Annotated in this window: 18 protein-coding genes; 14 read left to right on the top strand and 4 right to left on the bottom strand. The window is 39.9% G+C overall.

The genetic code is table 11. From position 1 onward, the window contains the following. Positions 1–21: 21 nt before the first annotated feature. The 14 genes from O3611_RS01235 (at position 22) to O3611_RS01170 (ending at position 12,146) form a co-directional block, all read left to right on the top strand. Entirely contained in the window at positions 22–618 is a 597-nt protein-coding gene (locus O3611_RS01235) for a hypothetical protein (RefSeq protein ID WP_049528575.1), read from the top strand. 11 nt (positions 619–629) lie between these two features. Next, complete coding sequence (murC, locus tag O3611_RS01230) at positions 630–1,964, top strand: UDP-N-acetylmuramate--L-alanine ligase (protein ID WP_371607561.1); 1,335 nt, start codon at positions 630–632, stop codon at positions 1,962–1,964. Between the two features lie 8 nt (positions 1,965–1,972). Beyond that, on the top strand, positions 1,973–2,488 hold the full coding sequence (locus tag O3611_RS01225; RefSeq protein ID WP_371607560.1) for a GNAT family N-acetyltransferase: 516 nt from the start codon (positions 1,973–1,975) through the stop codon (positions 2,486–2,488). Next, complete coding sequence (locus tag O3611_RS01220) at positions 2,485–2,973, top strand: N-acetyltransferase family protein (RefSeq protein ID WP_371607559.1); 489 nt, start codon at positions 2,485–2,487, stop codon at positions 2,971–2,973. The genes O3611_RS01225 and O3611_RS01220 overlap by 4 nt, the downstream gene beginning before the upstream one ends. A 75-nt stretch (positions 2,974–3,048) precedes the next feature. Then, positions 3,049–4,866, top strand: coding sequence for an endolytic transglycosylase MltG (gene mltG / locus O3611_RS01215; protein WP_371607623.1), 1,818 nt, complete (start codon positions 3,049–3,051; stop codon positions 4,864–4,866). Between the two features lie 353 nt (positions 4,867–5,219). Further along, positions 5,220–5,702, top strand: a complete 483-nt coding sequence (gene greA, locus O3611_RS01210; protein WP_000818756.1) for a transcription elongation factor GreA — start codon at positions 5,220–5,222, stop codon at positions 5,700–5,702. 82 nt (positions 5,703–5,784) lie between these two features. After that, positions 5,785–7,158: an amino acid permease gene (locus O3611_RS01205; RefSeq protein WP_371607558.1), complete on the top strand. Its 1,374-nt coding sequence runs from the start codon at positions 5,785–5,787 to the stop codon at positions 7,156–7,158. A 100-nt stretch (positions 7,159–7,258) separates the two neighbouring features. Next, positions 7,259–7,669, top strand: coding sequence for a GNAT family N-acetyltransferase (locus O3611_RS01200; protein WP_371607557.1), 411 nt, complete (start codon positions 7,259–7,261; stop codon positions 7,667–7,669). Positions 7,670–7,725: 56 nt separating this feature from the next. Then, complete coding sequence (locus tag O3611_RS01195; RefSeq protein ID WP_371607556.1) at positions 7,726–8,322, top strand: HAD family hydrolase; 597 nt, start codon at positions 7,726–7,728, stop codon at positions 8,320–8,322. Between the two features lie 147 nt (positions 8,323–8,469). Next, positions 8,470–8,679 carry a helix-turn-helix transcriptional regulator gene (locus O3611_RS01190; protein WP_070837358.1) on the top strand — a complete coding sequence of 70 codons (210 nt, stop codon included), beginning with the start codon at positions 8,470–8,472 and terminating at the stop codon, positions 8,677–8,679. After that, positions 8,669–9,157: a DUF6773 family protein gene (locus tag O3611_RS01185; RefSeq protein ID WP_281334761.1), complete on the top strand. Its 489-nt coding sequence runs from the start codon at positions 8,669–8,671 to the stop codon at positions 9,155–9,157. Before O3611_RS01190 ends, O3611_RS01185 begins: the two co-directional genes overlap by 11 nt. Before the next feature lie 107 nt (positions 9,158–9,264). After that, positions 9,265–10,725 (top strand): nicotinate phosphoribosyltransferase, encoded by a 1,461-nt coding sequence (locus O3611_RS01180; RefSeq protein WP_371607555.1) that lies wholly within the window; start codon positions 9,265–9,267, stop codon positions 10,723–10,725. Further along, a complete protein-coding gene (nadE, locus tag O3611_RS01175; protein WP_371607554.1) occupies positions 10,722–11,546 on the top strand; it encodes an ammonia-dependent NAD(+) synthetase in 825 nt (274 codons plus the stop codon). The genes O3611_RS01180 and nadE overlap by 4 nt, the downstream gene beginning before the upstream one ends. A gap of 57 nt (positions 11,547–11,603) precedes the next feature. Then, positions 11,604–12,146, top strand: coding sequence for a GNAT family N-acetyltransferase (locus O3611_RS01170; RefSeq protein ID WP_371607553.1), 543 nt, complete (start codon positions 11,604–11,606; stop codon positions 12,144–12,146). Positions 12,147–12,192: 46 nt separating this feature from the next. Here O3611_RS01170 and O3611_RS01165 read toward each other — a convergent pair whose 3' ends face one another. The 4 genes from O3611_RS01165 to O3611_RS01150 form a co-directional block, all read right to left on the bottom strand. Then, positions 12,193–13,275, bottom strand: a complete 1,083-nt coding sequence (locus O3611_RS01165) for a M24 family metallopeptidase (RefSeq protein WP_371607552.1) — start codon at positions 13,273–13,275, stop codon at positions 12,193–12,195. A 115-nt stretch (positions 13,276–13,390) separates the two neighbouring features. Then, complete coding sequence (gene gatD, locus O3611_RS01160) at positions 13,391–14,173, bottom strand: lipid II isoglutaminyl synthase subunit GatD (RefSeq protein WP_248035991.1); 783 nt, start codon at positions 14,171–14,173, stop codon at positions 13,391–13,393. Then, positions 14,173–15,516 carry a lipid II isoglutaminyl synthase subunit MurT gene (gene murT, locus O3611_RS01155; protein WP_371607551.1) on the bottom strand — a complete coding sequence of 448 codons (1,344 nt, stop codon included), beginning with the start codon at positions 15,514–15,516 and terminating at the stop codon, positions 14,173–14,175. Before murT ends, gatD begins: the two co-directional genes overlap by 1 nt. A gap of 87 nt (positions 15,517–15,603) precedes the next feature. Next, a complete protein-coding gene (locus tag O3611_RS01150) occupies positions 15,604–16,920 on the bottom strand; it encodes an FAD-containing oxidoreductase (protein ID WP_371607550.1) in 1,317 nt (438 codons plus the stop codon). Positions 16,921–16,958 lie beyond the last annotated feature (38 nt).

The raw sequence follows: 16,958 nt of genomic DNA, 5'->3' as shown, positions 1-16,958 counted from the left end.
GAGTATTGAAAGGAAATAAATATGACACAAAAACGATTTCCAATAGTGGCAGATGATGAAGTCATGTTGACAGAAATGCCAGTTATGAATCTCTATGATGAGTCTGATTTCATCAGTAATATAAAAGGTGATTACCAAGACAAAAACTACTTGGAATGGTCTCCAATCACTGAAGACAAAAAGCAAGAGGAAGCCAAGCCTCTTGTAAAATCGATTGAGAAAAAAGAAAAATCCTATGCTGAATTAGCGCGTGAAGAAGCTCGCGCGGATTTGAAAAAGAAGCGATCGGCTCGATATTTGACTCAGGATGTAAGTCATACGAGACGTCAACCGAAGACAAGCCATGTGCGTCCAGCAAATCAACCGACAGCACCTTTTCAAAAGGAAAATCCAGGAGAATTTGCGAAATATAGTCAGAAGTTAGGTCAGTCTCACTATATTTTGGCAGAAACAGTTTCTCAAGTGGAACATCCAATTTCAGATGGTGAGACAAGTCATTCCAAGAAAAACAATTATGACTTTTTAAAGAAAAGCCAAATTTATAACAAAAAAAGTAAACAAAAAGAACAAGAACGTCAAGTGGCCCAAGAGCTTAACTTGACTAGAATGAGCGAATAGAGGGGAAGAAAATGGCAAAAACCTATCATTTTATCGGAATCAAGGGATCAGGTATGAGTGCCTTGGCTTTGATGTTGCACCAAATGGGGCATAAAGTTCAAGGTTCTGACGTTGAAAAGTACTACTTTACACAACGTGGACTAGAGCAAGCAGGGATTACAATTTTACCTTTTGATGAAAAAAATCTTCAAGGTGACTTAGAAATTATCGCTGGTAATGCCTTCCGTCCAGATAACAATGTTGAAATTGCTTATGCGGACCAAAATGGTATCAGCTATAAACGTTATCATGAGTTTCTTGGTAGTTTTATGCGTGACTTTATCAGTATGGGAGTTGCTGGTGCACACGGTAAGACTTCAACAACTGGTATGCTTTCTCACGTCTTGTCACACATTACTGACACTAGCTACTTGATCGGAGATGGTACAGGTCGTGGTTCTGCAAATGCCAAGTATTTTGTCTTTGAATCAGACGAGTATGAGCGCCATTTCATGCCATATCACCCAGAGTACTCTATCATCACTAACATTGATTTTGACCACCCTGACTATTTCACAAGCTTGGAAGATGTCTTCAACGCCTTCAATGATTATGCCAAACAAATTACCAAAGGTTTATTTGTCTACGGTGAAGATGCTGAGTTGCGTAAGATTACGGCTAATGCTCCAATTTATTATTACGGTTTTGAAGCAGACAACAATGACTTTGTAGCCAGCGATTTACTTCGTTCTACAACAGGTTCAACCTTTACCGTTCACTTCCGTGGTCAAGAGTTGGGCCAATTCCATATTCCAACTTTCGGTCGCCACAATATCATGAATGCCACAGCAGTAATTGGTTTGCTTTATACTGCTGGCTTTGATTTGAATTTAGTGCGTGAACACTTGAAGACTTTTGGTGGAGTGAAACGTCGCTTTACAGAAAAGATTGTCAATGACACTGTTATCATCGATGATTTTGCTCACCATCCAACTGAAATCGTAGCGACTCTTGATGCTGCACGTCAAAAATACCCAAGCAAGGAAATCGTGGCTATCTTCCAACCGCATACTTTTACTCGTACCATCGCCTTGTTGGATGATTTTGCCCAAGCCTTGAATCAGGCTGATGCAGTTTACCTCGCACAAATCTACGGTTCAGCTCGTGAGGTGGACCATGGTGATGTCAAGGTAGAAGACCTTGCCAATAAAATCAACAAGAAACATCAAGTTATCACAGTTGAAAATGTTTCTCCACTCCTAGACCATGACAATGCTGTCTATGTTTTCATGGGAGCTGGCGATATCCAAACTTATGAATATTCATTCGAACGTCTCTTGTCTAATTTGACAAGCAATGTTCAGTAAGGAAGATCATGGAATTTCCAATTAAAATCAGGGAAGCACAGCAATCAGATATAAATCAGATTTGCTTGATACAAGAAAGTATTTCAAACTCCATAGAAATAATGAATAGAGAAATAATAGAAGAACGTATCCGCAACCATGCGGGTACGTTTCTCTTAGCTAGCCTGGATGATCAAGGGATTGCCTATATCACTGCGACGACACCTCCTATTCCCTCTTTAAGAAAATGGATGCTTGAGATCGGAGATGAGGAATTCATTAGTGAGAACGCAATCATCCTTGAAGATTTAGCTGTTCATCCAGATTACCAGGGGCAAGGCTTTGGAACCTTGTTGCTAGCAGCTTTGAAGGAAGTTACCCGTCAGCAAAATAGACCAGGTATTTATCTGCTTTGTGAGGATGAGTTGCTGGCCTACTTTGAAATGAATGGATTTGTGGAACAAGGGATCGTAGATGGAGAAAGGAGCAGTGAAGTTGCCTTTCTCATGCGATGGCATAATCCCTATTATCAGGAGGAACTATGATTATTAGACCAGCTAGATTGACAGATTTAGATCGTATCTTTGAAATTGAGCTAGAAAATTTTTCAATTGAAGAAGCCATTCCTCGTCCTGTTTTTGAAGCTCATCTGAAGGAAATTAAGACTAGTTTTTTAGTGGCTGAAAAAGAGGGGGAAATACTAGGCTATATTGAGGGACCAGTAGTTCCTCATCGACATTTACAAGACCAGTCCTTTACAGAAGACATTAAAGATTACAGCCGTCAAAAAGGTGGCTATATCTCTGTGACTTGTCTATCCATTGCTAAGAAAGCTCAAGCTTTGGGTGTCGGACGAAAATTATTGACCGCTTTAAAAGATCTCGCTCTTGAGCGTGAGGGAATCAATCTAACCTGCCATGACTATCTTATTGGCTATTATGAGAAACATGGTTTTGTGAATGAAGGAAAATCCAAGTCGACTTTTGCTGGTGAAGAATGGTATGATATGGTCTGGGAAAACACGAATTAGGCATCAGAAAGGCATCTATGGTTGCTTTTCTTTAGTTTTTGAGATATAATATTATAGATTATCAACAAGGAGGTAATACCTTTGAGCGAAAATTCTCGAGAAGAAGAAAAGTTAAGTTTTAAAGAACAAATTTTACGAGACTTAGAAAGATTGAAAAGAGAAGAAGAGGTTAACGCTACCGAGAGTGGTAAGGATGAGCTTTTCTCTGATTTCAGTAATCTTTCAAAGACAGATGAATTAGTGAAAGAGCCGTCTGTAGAAGACTTGATGGAAGATTCAGTTTCACTAGTGGATGAACTATTTGCTAATGCTCCAACAGTTCCACCACGTCCATCTTTGTCATCAGAAGAACCAGTTGAACCAGCTGTAGTTCCAGAAAAAGTTACACCTGCAGAACCAGCTGTGGCTCCAGAAAAAGTTACACCTGCAGAACCAGCTGTAGTTCCAGCAGAAGTTACACCTGCAGAATCTGCAGTAGCTACAGAACCAGTAGTACCTACTGTAGATCGAGTTGAATCTCATGTGCCTGCTCAGCCGGTTCAAGAAGAGAAAGAGTTCAATGCTAATTCGACAAGGATTCCAGTTTCTTATCGTACGAATCAGGCCAAACCAAGTCCTGCTCGAAAGAATATTAAACCTCAACCGAAACCAACAGTTCTTGCAAAAGAAACTCCAAGTCAAGAACCAGTTGCTCCAGTTGAAACTAGAACGGAGCTTCCTAGAAGAAGTCGTAAAGAATCAGTGAAACCAATCAAGAAAAAGAAAAAATCACGCTTGAAAGGATTTTTCATAACAGTATTTGTTTTATTGATTTTACTAGGTGTGGGTGGATTCTTTGGTTACCGTTATGTCGAATCTGCACTCCAACCGGTTGATGCTAATTCAAAACAGTATGTTACGGTTCAGATTCCAGAAGGGGCCAATCTTCAGCAAATTGGTGATACCTTAGAAAAATCTGAATTGGTAAAACACGGTTTTATCTTTAGCCTTTATGCTAAGTATAAAGACTACAATGATTTGAAATCTGGTTACTATAATTTGCAAAAGAGCATGAGTACAGATGATATCATCAAAGAATTGCAAAAGGGTGGAACGCCTCAACCTCAAGAAGTTGCACTTGCAAATCTTACAATCCCTGAAGGATATACCCTTGATCAAATCGCACAAACAGTTGGTCAGCTTCAAGGAGACTTTAAAGAACCTTTGACTGCTGATGCCTTCTTGGCAAAAGTGCAAGATGAAACCTTCATCTCTCAATTAGTTGCTAAGTACCCAACCCTTCTCGGAAGTCTACCAACTAAAGAAAGTGGTGTTCGTTATCGTTTAGAAGGGTACCTATTCCCAGCAACTTATGCTATCAAAGAAAGCACAACTATTGAAAGCTTGATTGATGAAATGGTGGCAACTATGGACAAAAACTTGTCAGCACATTACACTGCAATCAAAGAAAAGAACTTGACAGTGAATGAACTCCTCACCATCGCATCACTTGTGGAAAAAGAAGGATTGAAAACTGACGATCGCAAACTGATCGCTGGAGTCTTCTATAATCGTTTGAACCTTGGTATGCCACTTCAAAGTAACATTGCTATTCTCTATGCAGAAGGTAAGCTAGGACAAAATATTAGCTTGGCAGATGATGCAGCAATTGATACAACAATCAATTCACCGTATAATGATTATACGAACCTTGGCTTAATGCCTGGCCCAGTAGACAGTCCAAGTCTGGATGCAATTGAAGCAAGTATCAATCAAACTAAGAGCGACTATCTCTACTTTGTAGCCAACGTACAAGATGGTAAGGTTTACTTTGCAACGACACGAGAAGAACATGATCGAAACGTTGCAGAGCATGTCAACAGTAAACTGACACAATCAAGCAGTTCAAACTAACTCTTAGAACAAGATTTGCTATTAAATCCGTGAGTGTAGAAGAGAAACTCTCTTTTTACGGGAATAGCAAGTCACACCAGTCTTTCCGCTATGATTAGAAACGCCTGAAATTCACAAGTTTTAGGCGTTCGGAAATTACGAAAGTAAAAACTTACCTCTTATTTGAACCTGAGTCTAGAAGTGATAGAATCATTAGGTTTAGGCACAGATTTTAAAAGGTCGATACTGACTAAAATCATTCAAGGAAAGCTTTAAAAAGACTTTGTCTTCATTGTAAAATTATGTGGTTTACCACATAATTTTGCTTTACTACCTAAAGAAATTTAAATTTAATCAAAAGAAAGTTGAGAAAAATGGCAGAAAAAACATATCCAATGACCCTTGAAGAAAAGGAAAAACTCGAAAAAGAATTAGAAGAGTTGAAACTAGTTCGTCGTCCAGAAGTTGTAGAACGCATCAAGATTGCGCGTTCATACGGTGACTTGTCAGAAAATAGTGAGTATGAAGCAGCTAAGGACGAGCAAGCCTTCGTTGAAGGACAAATCTCTAGCTTGGAAACAAAAATCCGTTATGCTGAGATTGTCAATAGCGATGCGGTTGCTCAAGATGAAGTTGCTATCGGGAAAACAGTAACTATCCAAGAAATTGGTGAAGACGACGAAGAAGTATATATCATCGTGGGATCAGCGGGTGCAGATGCCTTTGCAGGTAAAGTATCAAATGAAAGCCCAATTGGGCAAGCCTTGATTGGTAAGAAAACAGGTGATACTGCTACGATTGAAACACCTGTAGGAAGCTATGATGTTAAAATCTTAAAAGTAGAAAAAACAGTTTAATAGGAATGAAAAGAAGGAGTAGATATAGGGAAAGCGTTTCCCATTACTCCTTTTCTTAATTCTAAAAACTAGAGGAGACTATATGAATTCAGAAAATAAGCACAAAAAGAAAAATAAAATGGAACGTGGGTTAACCAATCGCCATGTTCAGGTTATGGCGATTGCAGGAACAATTGGAACAGGACTGTTTCTAGGAGCTGGACGTTCTATTAGTTTGACAGGTCCGTCAATCGTCTTGGTCTATATGATTACGGGTGGTTTTATGTATCTTATGATGCGTGCTATCGGGGAAATGTTGTACCAAGATCCGGAGCAACATACCTTTATCAACTTTATTACTCGTTATCTAGGTCAGGGTTGGGGTTACTTCTCAGTCTGGTCTTACTGGCTCTCAGTAGTCTTTATCGGTATGGCTGAGATTACAGCTATTGCTCACTATGTTCAGTTTTGGTTTCCATCCTGGCCATCTTGGTTGATCCAGGTTGTATTTCTGACAATACTCGGCTTGGTGAATTTGATTGCCGTTAAAATCTTTGGTGAAGTAGAATTTTGGTTTGCTATGATCAAAATCGTGGCCATTCTCGCTATGATTGCAACAGGGGTCTTTCTTGTTTTGACCGGTTTTGAAACTCCATATGGTTCAGCAAGTCTCGCTAATATTAGTGAGCAGTTCTCACTTTTCCCAAATGGTGCTATGAACTTTGTCATGGCCTTCCAGATGGTTTTCTTTGCTTACTTAATGATTGAATTTATCGGTGTTACCACATCTGAAACCAAGGATCCAAGAAAAGTCTTGCCTAAGGCTGTTAAGGAAATTCCCTTGCGAATTATCTTTTTCTACGGTGGAGCTCTCTTAGCAATCATGTCTATTATTCCTTGGCGTGAGCTTTCTGCAGCAGATTCACCATTTGTAACGGTATTTGAACTTGTTGGTCTTAAGTGGGCAGCGGCCTTGATTAACTTTGTAGTTTTGACTTCAGCTGCATCAGCCTTGAATTCAACCCTTTACTCAACAGGTCGTCATTTGTACCAAATTGCCCATGATTCACCAAATCATTTCTTGAAAGCTATTAAGGCAGACACACTCTCACGCCACAACGTTCCTCAGAATGCTATCATTGCTTCTGCCGTATTGATTGGTTTTGCAGCCTTCATCAATGTCCTTCCAGGCGTATCAGATGCCTTTGCTTTGATTACGGCTTCTTCATCAGGTGTTTATATCGCCATCTACATCTTGATCATGGTAGCCCATCTCAAATATCGTAAGTCTAAAGACTTTATGGCAGATGGCTATCTTATGCCTCAATATCGCTTGCTAAATCCTCTGACTATGCTCTTCTTTATCTTTGTATTTGGAACTCTCTTCTTACAAGAGTCAACTGTAATGGGAGCTAGAGGTTCAGCTATCTGGATTGTTGCATTTGGTATTTACAGCCAATGGAAGTTTAGAAAATAAGTTATATTCTCATCAACTCAGGTTGGTGAGTTTTTTTAAGTTTGACAGTTCTTCAAAATAGGAATATAATCAAGGCATAAGTGTCTTTGAGGAGGTTTTGATGCACATTAGATTGGAGAATACAGAGTCTCAGAAAGCACAGGAGATAGGGAATTTGATTCGCTCCTATAATCGTTCCAAAAGGGAAGCAGCTGAATGTGAGCCACTAAACCTTTATGTCGAAGATGAACATGGTCAACTCCTGGCTGGTTTAGTAGCAGAGACCTTTGGAAATTGGCTAGAAATCGAGTATTTATTTGTGAAAGAGGAGTTGCGAGGACAAGGAATCGGCTCCCAACTATTGCAGCAAGCAGAGAGTGAAGCTAAAAAGAGAAACTGTCGCTTTGCTTTTGTGAATACGTATCAATTTCAAGCGCCAGCCTTTTATCAGAAGTATGACTATAAGGAAGTTTTTACATTGAAGGATTATCCATACACTGGACAAAGGCACTATTATCAAAAAGATTTATAACATAAAAATAGAGATTGAAGTAAAGATTGCTATTCGATTAACAATAGAGGTGGATAATGGATATTATACTAGACATGGGAAATGTTTTATTAGAATGGAATAAGGATAAGATTTTGAAAGCTGTAGCTAAAACTCAGAAAGATTATCTAATTTTAGACAAGGCTATTTTTCAGTCGGGGCTCTGGGAAAGATTGGACCTGGGGACCTTGACTCGAGAAGAATTGGTTGATAAGGTTCTTTCTATGATAGGGGATTGCTATCAGAAAAAGGTTGAAGAAGTCATTTGGAATTGGCCAGCCTATATCGATATTTACATGGAAGTCTTTCCGCTGCTTGCACGTTTAAAGGAAAAAGGTCATCGTATTTTTGTTTTGTCAAATACATCACCAGTTTTTTATGAATTATTGAAAGACCAACTATCTCCTTTAAATGGAATCTTAGATGGTTTCGTCCTTTCCTGTGATATCAAGGTCATCAAACCTGATCGAAAAATGTTTGAAGAAATCCTCCATAAATATCAGTTGGACCCAGCAAATTGTGTCTTTCTTGATGATATAGCAGACAACACTAAGATGGCTGAAAGTTTAGGTATCAAAGCCTATCAAGTAAAACACAGAAGCGATATCGTAGATATTTTACCAAGATTTGAATAAACATAAAAGTCTCTATCATATAGGTGGTAGAGATTTTTTGTTAAAAAAATCGCACAAAATGAAAGATATATATTGCATAATGTAAAATATATGATATAATGAACTTAGAAAGAATCGCGACTTTTAAAATTAAGGAGGAGGTAAGAAGTGGCTAAGAATTTAAAATTAAAACTCGCTCGAGTAGAGCGAGATATGACACAGGGTGATTTGGCAGAAGCTGTGGGTGTCACTAGGCAGACTATCGGCTTGATAGAAGCTGGGAAATACAATCCCTCGCTTTCGCTTTGCCAGTCTATTTGCAGATGCTTAGGCAAAACTCTAGACCAATTATTTTGGGAGGAAGAAGATGAAAAATAGATTTTATTATTACCAATTATTAGATGAAAGAGAAGAGCAACTGATGAATAAAGCGGGGGCTGAAAGTTTCTATATCTCTATAGCTTTCTTGCTTTTATCTTATATGATTACAGTATTAGCACCAAGTCTTTTTAATCCGAGAATGATTCTCATCATTATCATTATTGGAACTTCTTACTTTTTCGGCCGTGCTCGAGATTTGGGTGTGAACTACTATAGTCGTTTTCATTTTACAATTATAGGGTGTTTGCTGGTAACTCTCGCTATTACGACTCTTTTGATGTTGCAGAATTATCAATTCAATATCGAAATTTATCAGCACAATCCTCTGAACGTTAAATACTTGTCTGCTTGGGCAATTACTTATGTTATTTACCTTCCTTGGGTTTTTATTGGCAATCTAGGTCTGAAGAGCTATGGCGAATGGGCTCAGAAAAAATTTGAGCAAGACATGGATGAACTGGAGAGTGGAGAATAGCTTGTTACTCTTTTCTCAATCCAGCTAAAATGTGATATAATAGTATTAATTTATGAGAAAAGAAGAAAGATTTTCATCTTTTTGCAAATAAGGAAGAAGGACAGTATATGTACCAAGATGACAGTTTAACATTGCACACAGATTTGTATCAGATTAACATGATGCAGGTTTACTTCGACCAAGGGATTCATAACAAGAAAGCGGTTTTTGAAGTTTATTTCCGCCAACAACCTTTTAAAAACGGTTATGCTGTATTTGCAGGTTTGGAACGAATTGTGAAATACCTTGAAAACTTGCGTTTCTCAGATAGCGATATTGCTTATTTGGAATCACTTGGCTATCATGGCGCCTTCTTGGAATATCTCCGTCATCTCAAGTTGGAATTGACTGTACGTTCTGCTCAAGAAGGGGATTTGGTATTTGCCAATGAACCGATTGTTCAAGTGGAAGGTCCTTTGGCTCAGTGTCAATTGGTTGAAACAGCTCTCTTGAACATCGTCAACTTTCAAACCTTGATTGCGACTAAGGCTGCTCGTATTCGTTCAGTCATTGAAGATGAGCCTTTGATGGAGTTCGGTACACGTCGTGCTCAAGAAATGGATGCAGCTATCTGGGGAACGCGCGCCGCTGTCATTGGTGGTGCCAATGGGACTAGTAATGTACGTGCTGGTAAGCTCTTTGGAATTCCTGTACTAGGGACTCACGCTCACGCCTTGGTACAAGTCTATGGGAATGACTATCAGGCTTTCAAGGCGTATGCCTCAACGCACAAAAACTGTGTCTTCCTAGTGGATACCTACGATACTCTTCGTATCGGTGTTCCAGCAGCGATTCAGGTTGCTCGTGAACTGGGTGACAAGATTAATTTTCTTGGTGTCCGCATTGATTCTGGAGATATCGCCTATATTTCTAAAAAAGTTCGTCAGCAACTGGACGAGGCAGGATTTACGGATGCCAAAATCTATGCATCCAATGACCTTGATGAAAATACCATCCTTAACCTCAAGATGCAAAAAGCTAAGATTGATGTCTGGGGTGTAGGAACTAAGCTCATCACAGCCTATGACCAACCAGCACTTGGGGCAGTATATAAGGTTGTTGCCATTGAAGATGAAAATGGTCAGATGCGCAGTACTATCAAACTTTCAAACAATGCAGAGAAGGTTTCAACACCAGGTAAGAAACAAGTTTGGCGTATCACCAGCCGTGAAAAAGGCAAGTCAGAAGGCGATTACATTACCTATGATGGTGTCGATGTTGCTAGCATGACTGAAATCAAGATGTTCCATCCAACCTATACTTACATCAAGAAAACTGTCCGTAATTTTGATGCTGTTCCTCTCTTGGTAGACATTTTCAAGGAAGGTAAGCTAGTCTATGATTTACCAAGTTTACCTGAAATTCAAGCCTATGCTCGTAAGGAATTTGACAAGCTCTGGGACGAATACAAGCGTGTTCTGAACCCACAACATTACCCTGTCGATTTGGCTCGTGATGTATGGCAAGATAAGATGGACTTGATTGATAAGATGCGTAAGGAAGCTCTAGGTGAAGGAGAAGAAGAATGAGTTTGCAAGAGACCATTATCCAAGAACTGGGAGTTAAACCAGTGATTGATGCCCAGGAAGAAATCCATCGTTCGATTGACTTTTTGAAAAGATACTTGAAAAAACATCCTTTTTTAAAGACATTTGTCTTAGGAATTTCTGGGGGACAGGACTCGACCTTGGCAGGACGCTTGGCTCAACTAGCCATGGAAGAAATGCGAGCTGAAACTGGTGATGATTCTTATAAATTTATAGCGGTTCGCCTGCCTTATGGAATTCAAGCAGATGAGGATGACGCTCAAAAATCCCTAGCTTTTATCCAGCCAGATGTGAGTTTGGTGGTCAATATCAAAGATTCTGTAGATGCAATGGCAGCGGCAGTAGAGGCTACTGGTAGTCCAATGTCAGACTTTAATAAAGGGAATATCAAGGCTAGAAGCCGGATGATTGCCCAATATGCACTCGCAGGAGCTCATAGTGGAGCAGTTATTGGTACTGACCATGCTGCAGAAAATGTCACAGGTTTCTTTACCAAATTTGGTGACGGCGGTGCAGATATCCTTCCTCTCTATCGCCTCAATAAACGTCAAGGAAAACAACTCTTGCAGGAACTTGGAGCTGATCCAGCCCTCTATGAGAAAGTACCAATCGCAGACCTAGAAGAAGAGAAACCAGGATTGGCAGATGAAGTAGCCTTGGGAGTCACTTACAATGAAATCGATGATTACCTCGAAGGTAAGCAAGTAAGCCAAGAAGCCCAAGCAACCATTGAAAAATGGTGGTATAAAGGCCAACACAAACGCCACTTACCAATCACAGTGTTTGATACGTTTTGGGAGTAAAAAAGTCCGGGGGACTTTTTTAGCCCGAGCCTGAAAATAAAAAAGCGAGGTTGAATTATGAAATCCATAGGTACAAAGACATTACATACTGAACGGTTGCTATTGCGACGCTTTTGTGAAACTGATGCTCAAGCCATGTTTGAAAATTGGGCTTCTAGTCTAGATAATCTAACCTATGTTACTTGGGATCCTCATCCAAATGTTGATTTTACAAAGAACTCAATAAGAACTTGGGTAGCATCCTATGACAATCCAAATTACTACAAATGGGCCATTAGTCTCAAAGAAAATCCAGAATATGTCATTGGAGATATTAGTCTGGTCAGTGTGGATGAAGAAAACTCTAGCTGTGAAGTCGGATATATCTTAGGGATGGACTACTGGGGACGAGGACTCATGACAGAAGCCTTGAAGGCAGTTTTATCATACTGTCTAGATGAGATTGGATTTGAAGAGGTTGATGCTTGCTATGTAAGTCTAAACCCAGCATCTGGTCGTGTTATGGAAAAGGCGGGTATGACTTTTTGGAAGACGATTCCAAATGCAGTTGAACGAAAAGGTTATATAGCCGATAAAATTTATTATCAAATCAAAAAATAAGATGGAAAAGAATAACTTTTCCATCTTATTTTTTGTAATATACTTTTTAATCAAAATAAAGCAAGTCTTTGCTGGTACTTGTAAAGAGGTCGAAGCCATCCTTCGTAACAACACCGCAGTCCTCGATACGAACACCGACTTTACCAGGGATATAGATACCAGGTTCAACAGAGAAGCACATGCCTTCTTCGATAACCATGTCGTTTCCTTCCATGATAGATGGGAATTCGTGGACATCCATACCGATACCATGACCGAGACGGTGATTGAAGTACTCACCATAGCCAGCTTTTTCGATAACTTCACGGGCAGCACGGTCTACTTCATGCGCAGTGACACCAGGTTTGATAAAATCAAGGGCAGCTTGTTGGGCTTCAAGAGTCAAGTTGTAAATGTCTTTCTTGAATTGGTCAGGTTTACCAACAGCGACTGTACGAGTCATATCTGATGCATAACCATTCACCATTACACCGAGGTCAAAGAGGAGAAGGGCATTGTTTTCAACCTTGTTAGCTCCAGGAATACCGTGTGGATTTGCAGCGTTATCACCTGTCAAAACCATAGTATCAAAACTCATCTCATAGCCTTCGCGTTTCATGGCAAAATCAATCTGTGCAATGATATCAGTTTCCGTATTATCAAGAGAGATATTGTCAAAACCAACTTTAACAGACTTGTCTGCATAGACACCTGCTACCATCATCTTTTGTACTTCGTCAGCTGATTTGATCAAGCGCATGCGTTGGATTAATGGAGTTAAGTTCTCAAACTCAGCAGTTTCAAAGACAGATTTCAAACCGTGGTATTTAGTTAAGATGAGATTATCAAACTCAACTGCGACACGTTTGAAATCAATCTGTGGTAAGGCGTTTTGGATTTTTTTCCAAGGGTTTTCAGAGTCCACATAACCAACGACTGGAAAAGAGACAGTGCTAGTTGCGCGCTCAACTTCAAGAGCTGGAACAAAGAGGAGTGGTTCCTGGTCAGCAAGGACAAAGAGGAACATTTGGCGTTCGTGTGGATCACTGTAAAAACCAGTGAGGTAATTGATAGTGACGGGGTCAGATACGACTGCGACGTCTAACTTTTCAGATTCGAGATATGTTACAATTTGTTGTAATTTAGACATATGTTACCTTCTTTCTACCCCTCTATTTTTGCAAAAAATAGTAGAAAATGCAAGGGAGAAGGGGAAAAGAGCTTAAAAAAATTCCAACAGCCGATGGCATGCTGGAATAGGAAGTTTAGTTGAATTCTGCCTTACTTTTCACATCGCTGTATTCTTCAGCGACTTCTTGATTGAGAATGTCCTCGTAAGCCGGAAGGACAAGATCCTGACCGTATTTCTTTTTGAGGGCAAGGGTTACTAAGCGATAGGCTAAGTTTGCATTACGGGATAAAATAGGTCCGTGGAAATAAGAACCGAAAACATTTCTATAGTGAACACCTTCACCGATTTTTTCTTCATTATTTCCATTTCCGTAAACAACCTGACCGAGCGGTTTTTGGTCATCTGAGAGGAAGGTACGGCCTTGATGATTTTCAAAACCATAATAGGTTTCATCGAATTCTTCATTATGAATTTTAATGTCACCGATAAAGCGGTTGTTGGTTTGGTTGAGTGTGTAGTGTCCCATGACACCTAGACCTTCGATACGTCTTCCAGAAGCTTCGATATAGTATTGACCCAGTAATTGGAAACCGCCACAGATAGCTAGGACGACACCATCATTTTGGATAAAGTTGCCAATGCTTTCTTTTTTAGCAGGCAAATCACCAGCAATGATGCTTTGTTCAAAGTCTTGACCACCGCCGAAAAAGGCGATGTCGTAGTGATTTTCATCGAAATCATCGTGGAGAGAAACGATGTCAACTGTAACATGAGCACCCAGCTTTTCAGCTACATACTTGAGCATAAGGATATTCCCGTTATCTCCGTAGGTATTCATGAGGTTACCATAGAGGTGGGCGATATTTAGCTGGTAAGGATAGTTGCCGTCTTTTGAGGAAAGTGAAGTATAAACCATTAGTTCATCTCCTTTCTAACAAGCTGACGATTGGCTAGTAGTTCTCGGAATTCCAGCATAGCAGTATAAGTCGCAAGGATATAAGCATGTTTGCAGTCTTGGGCTTCAATCGTTTTAAGAACTTGTTCCAGACTACTTGTTTCAGTGATTTTATCAGCTGGATAACCAGTTACTCGAAGACGACGAGCGATTTCAGAATGACGAACGCCACCGGCGTTGATTTCTGGGATATCCATGTCAGTTATCTGTTCAAAATCCGCATCCCAGATCCAGCTGGTATCAATACCGTCAGCATAGTTAGCATTGAGGAGAACAGATAGACTAAATGGGTAAGGAGCTAGTTTGATCATTTCGATGGCCTGAGTAGCACCAACAGGATTTTTAATAAGAACCAGTGTGCATTCCTTGTCACCGATATGGAAGGTTTCTTGTCGTCCAAAGACAGCACGACTCTTGTCAAATCCTTGTTTAATCAGTTGAGAATCAGCGCCTAGGTAACGGGCGATAGCAACTGCAGCCAGAGCATTGTAGATGTTGTAGAGACCACCGATTTGAATACCGTATTCTTGGCCGTCAATAACAAAACGAGAACGATTGTTAGTCAACTCAACCAATTTTGTCAGACGGTAGTCCAAGTCAGGACGCTTGCATCCACAATTATTACAGATATAAGCTCCCAAGTTAGCATAAGTATTGAGTTCATATTTCAGAATACTTTGACATTCAGGGCAGAGAATACCTTCAGTATTGTAGTGAGCCAGTTGTGCTGGACCTTTTTCCATATCGAAGCCAAAATACTGAACAGGATTTGGAATTGCAGGTTTGTAGAAAAGTGGACTATCACCGTTCAGCAGAACAGTAGCAGTAGGAACTTTTCGAATAGCATCCAAAATCATGTTGTAGGTCGTATAGATCTCACCGTAGCGGTCCATCTGATCGCGGAAGATATTAGTGATAACGAAAAGACTAGGCTGGATGTAGTCACAGATATGTGAGAGACTAGCTTCATCGATTTCAAGTACTGCTATATTTTTTCCAGTTTTTGAAGATTTTGCAGTCAAGAAAGTAGTCGTGATTCCTGTTATCATGTTGGCACCACTAGGATTAGTTAACACTTGACCATAAATTTCCTTTAGGATACCGACAGTGAGAGCGGTTGTCAAGGTTTTTCCATTGGTACCAGTTACCACAACAATCTCGTAGTTCTTCGCTAAATGTTGTAAAATATCTTTATCAAATTGAAGGGCAAGTTTTCCGGGGAGCGTACTTCCACGTCCGAGACGACTCAAAATAAAATGAGAAGAACGTCCAGCAAGGAGCCCAAAAGTAGTTTCTAATTTCATGTTTCTATTATATCATAAAAGCTGAAAAAGACAGATTTGAGATTTTAGAAAAAGAAAAACAGCCCAAGGAGGGCTGCCTGAATTAACTTAAATCGCAAACAAGTCATTCAAGTTTTCAGCCAAGGTTGGGTGAGTGAAGATTTGTTTTGTGAAGTAAGTGTATGGGATTTTGTTGTCCATAGCAACAGTAATGATGTTGATGATTTCTTGGGAACCTTCTGAGAAGATGGTTGCCCCGAGAATTTCTTTGGTTTCAGTATTAACCACAGCTTTGAAAGCTCCACGAAGGTCACCATTTACATGACCACGAGGCATAGCAGCAACAGGGATTTCCTTAACAGCGTATGGAAGTTTCAAATCAGCTGCTTGGGCTTCAGTCAAACCAACTTGTGAAAGTGCAGGCGTGATGAACATGGTGTTTGGAACATTGAGACGGTCTTCAAGTGTGTAGCTGCCATCACCAGCAAGGTAGCTGTAGACAACACGGAAGTCATCAAGTGAAATGTAAGTGAATTGAAGTCCACCATTGACATCTCCAACTGCAAAGACACCAGGAACGTTTGTTTGACAGTGTTTGTCCACCTTAATCGCACCACGTTCAGTTAGTTCAATATCTGTATTTTCAAGTTGAAGTGGTTCTACATTTGGTTTACGTCCAGTTGCGTAGAGAAGGGCATCGAAACGGTAGGTTTCATTCTCTGTCACGACAAGAACTTGGTCACCATCGTTTTTGATTTCAGTAGTATGGATATTTTGAAGGAGTTCAATGCCGTCTTCTTCCATGTATTGTTTAGCAAGAGCTGCGATAGAAGGTTCAGCACGAGGCAAGAAAGTATCCAGAGCATCTAGGACTGTTACCTTACTTCCAAGTTTGTTGAAAAGACCAGCAAATTCAAGACCAATATTACCACCACCAAGAATTCCAAGTTTTTCTGGTAATTTGTCTAAGTTTTGGATACCTGTTGAGTCAAAGACGTTTTTGCTTGTAGCAAGTCCTGGAATTGGCAAGACGTTTGAAATAGCACCAGTGTTGATGACGATAGTTTCAGCAGTCAATTCTTGTTTTTCCTCACCAGCTTGGATTTCGATGACTTTATTTGAAAGGAAGTGAGCTTCCGCATCAAAGATATCGACGCCTGTACCAGCAACAGTCGCATAGTTTTTACCATTGAGGCGTGTAGTAACCGTATTTTTAGTAGCCATGACTTGATCAAATGACAAGTCTTTTTCAGCAGCAACTAACAAGGTTTTAGTTGGGATACAACCGATATTGATACAAGTACCGCCGTACATCGCCTTACTACGTTCGATAAGGGCAACCTTTTTACCAGCTGAAGCTAGTTTTCCAGCAAGCGTTTTACCTGCCTTACCAAAACCAATGACAATTAAATCGTATGTTAACATTTTTATTCCTCCTGTTCGAATTTCATTCTAGCATAAGA

This window comes from Streptococcus sp. 27098_8_91, assembly GCF_041432385.1.
Classification (GTDB): domain Bacteria; phylum Bacillota; class Bacilli; order Lactobacillales; family Streptococcaceae; genus Streptococcus.
The sequence above is the reverse complement of the archived record's forward strand: the minus strand, read 5'-3'. Positions and strand labels throughout refer to the sequence as shown.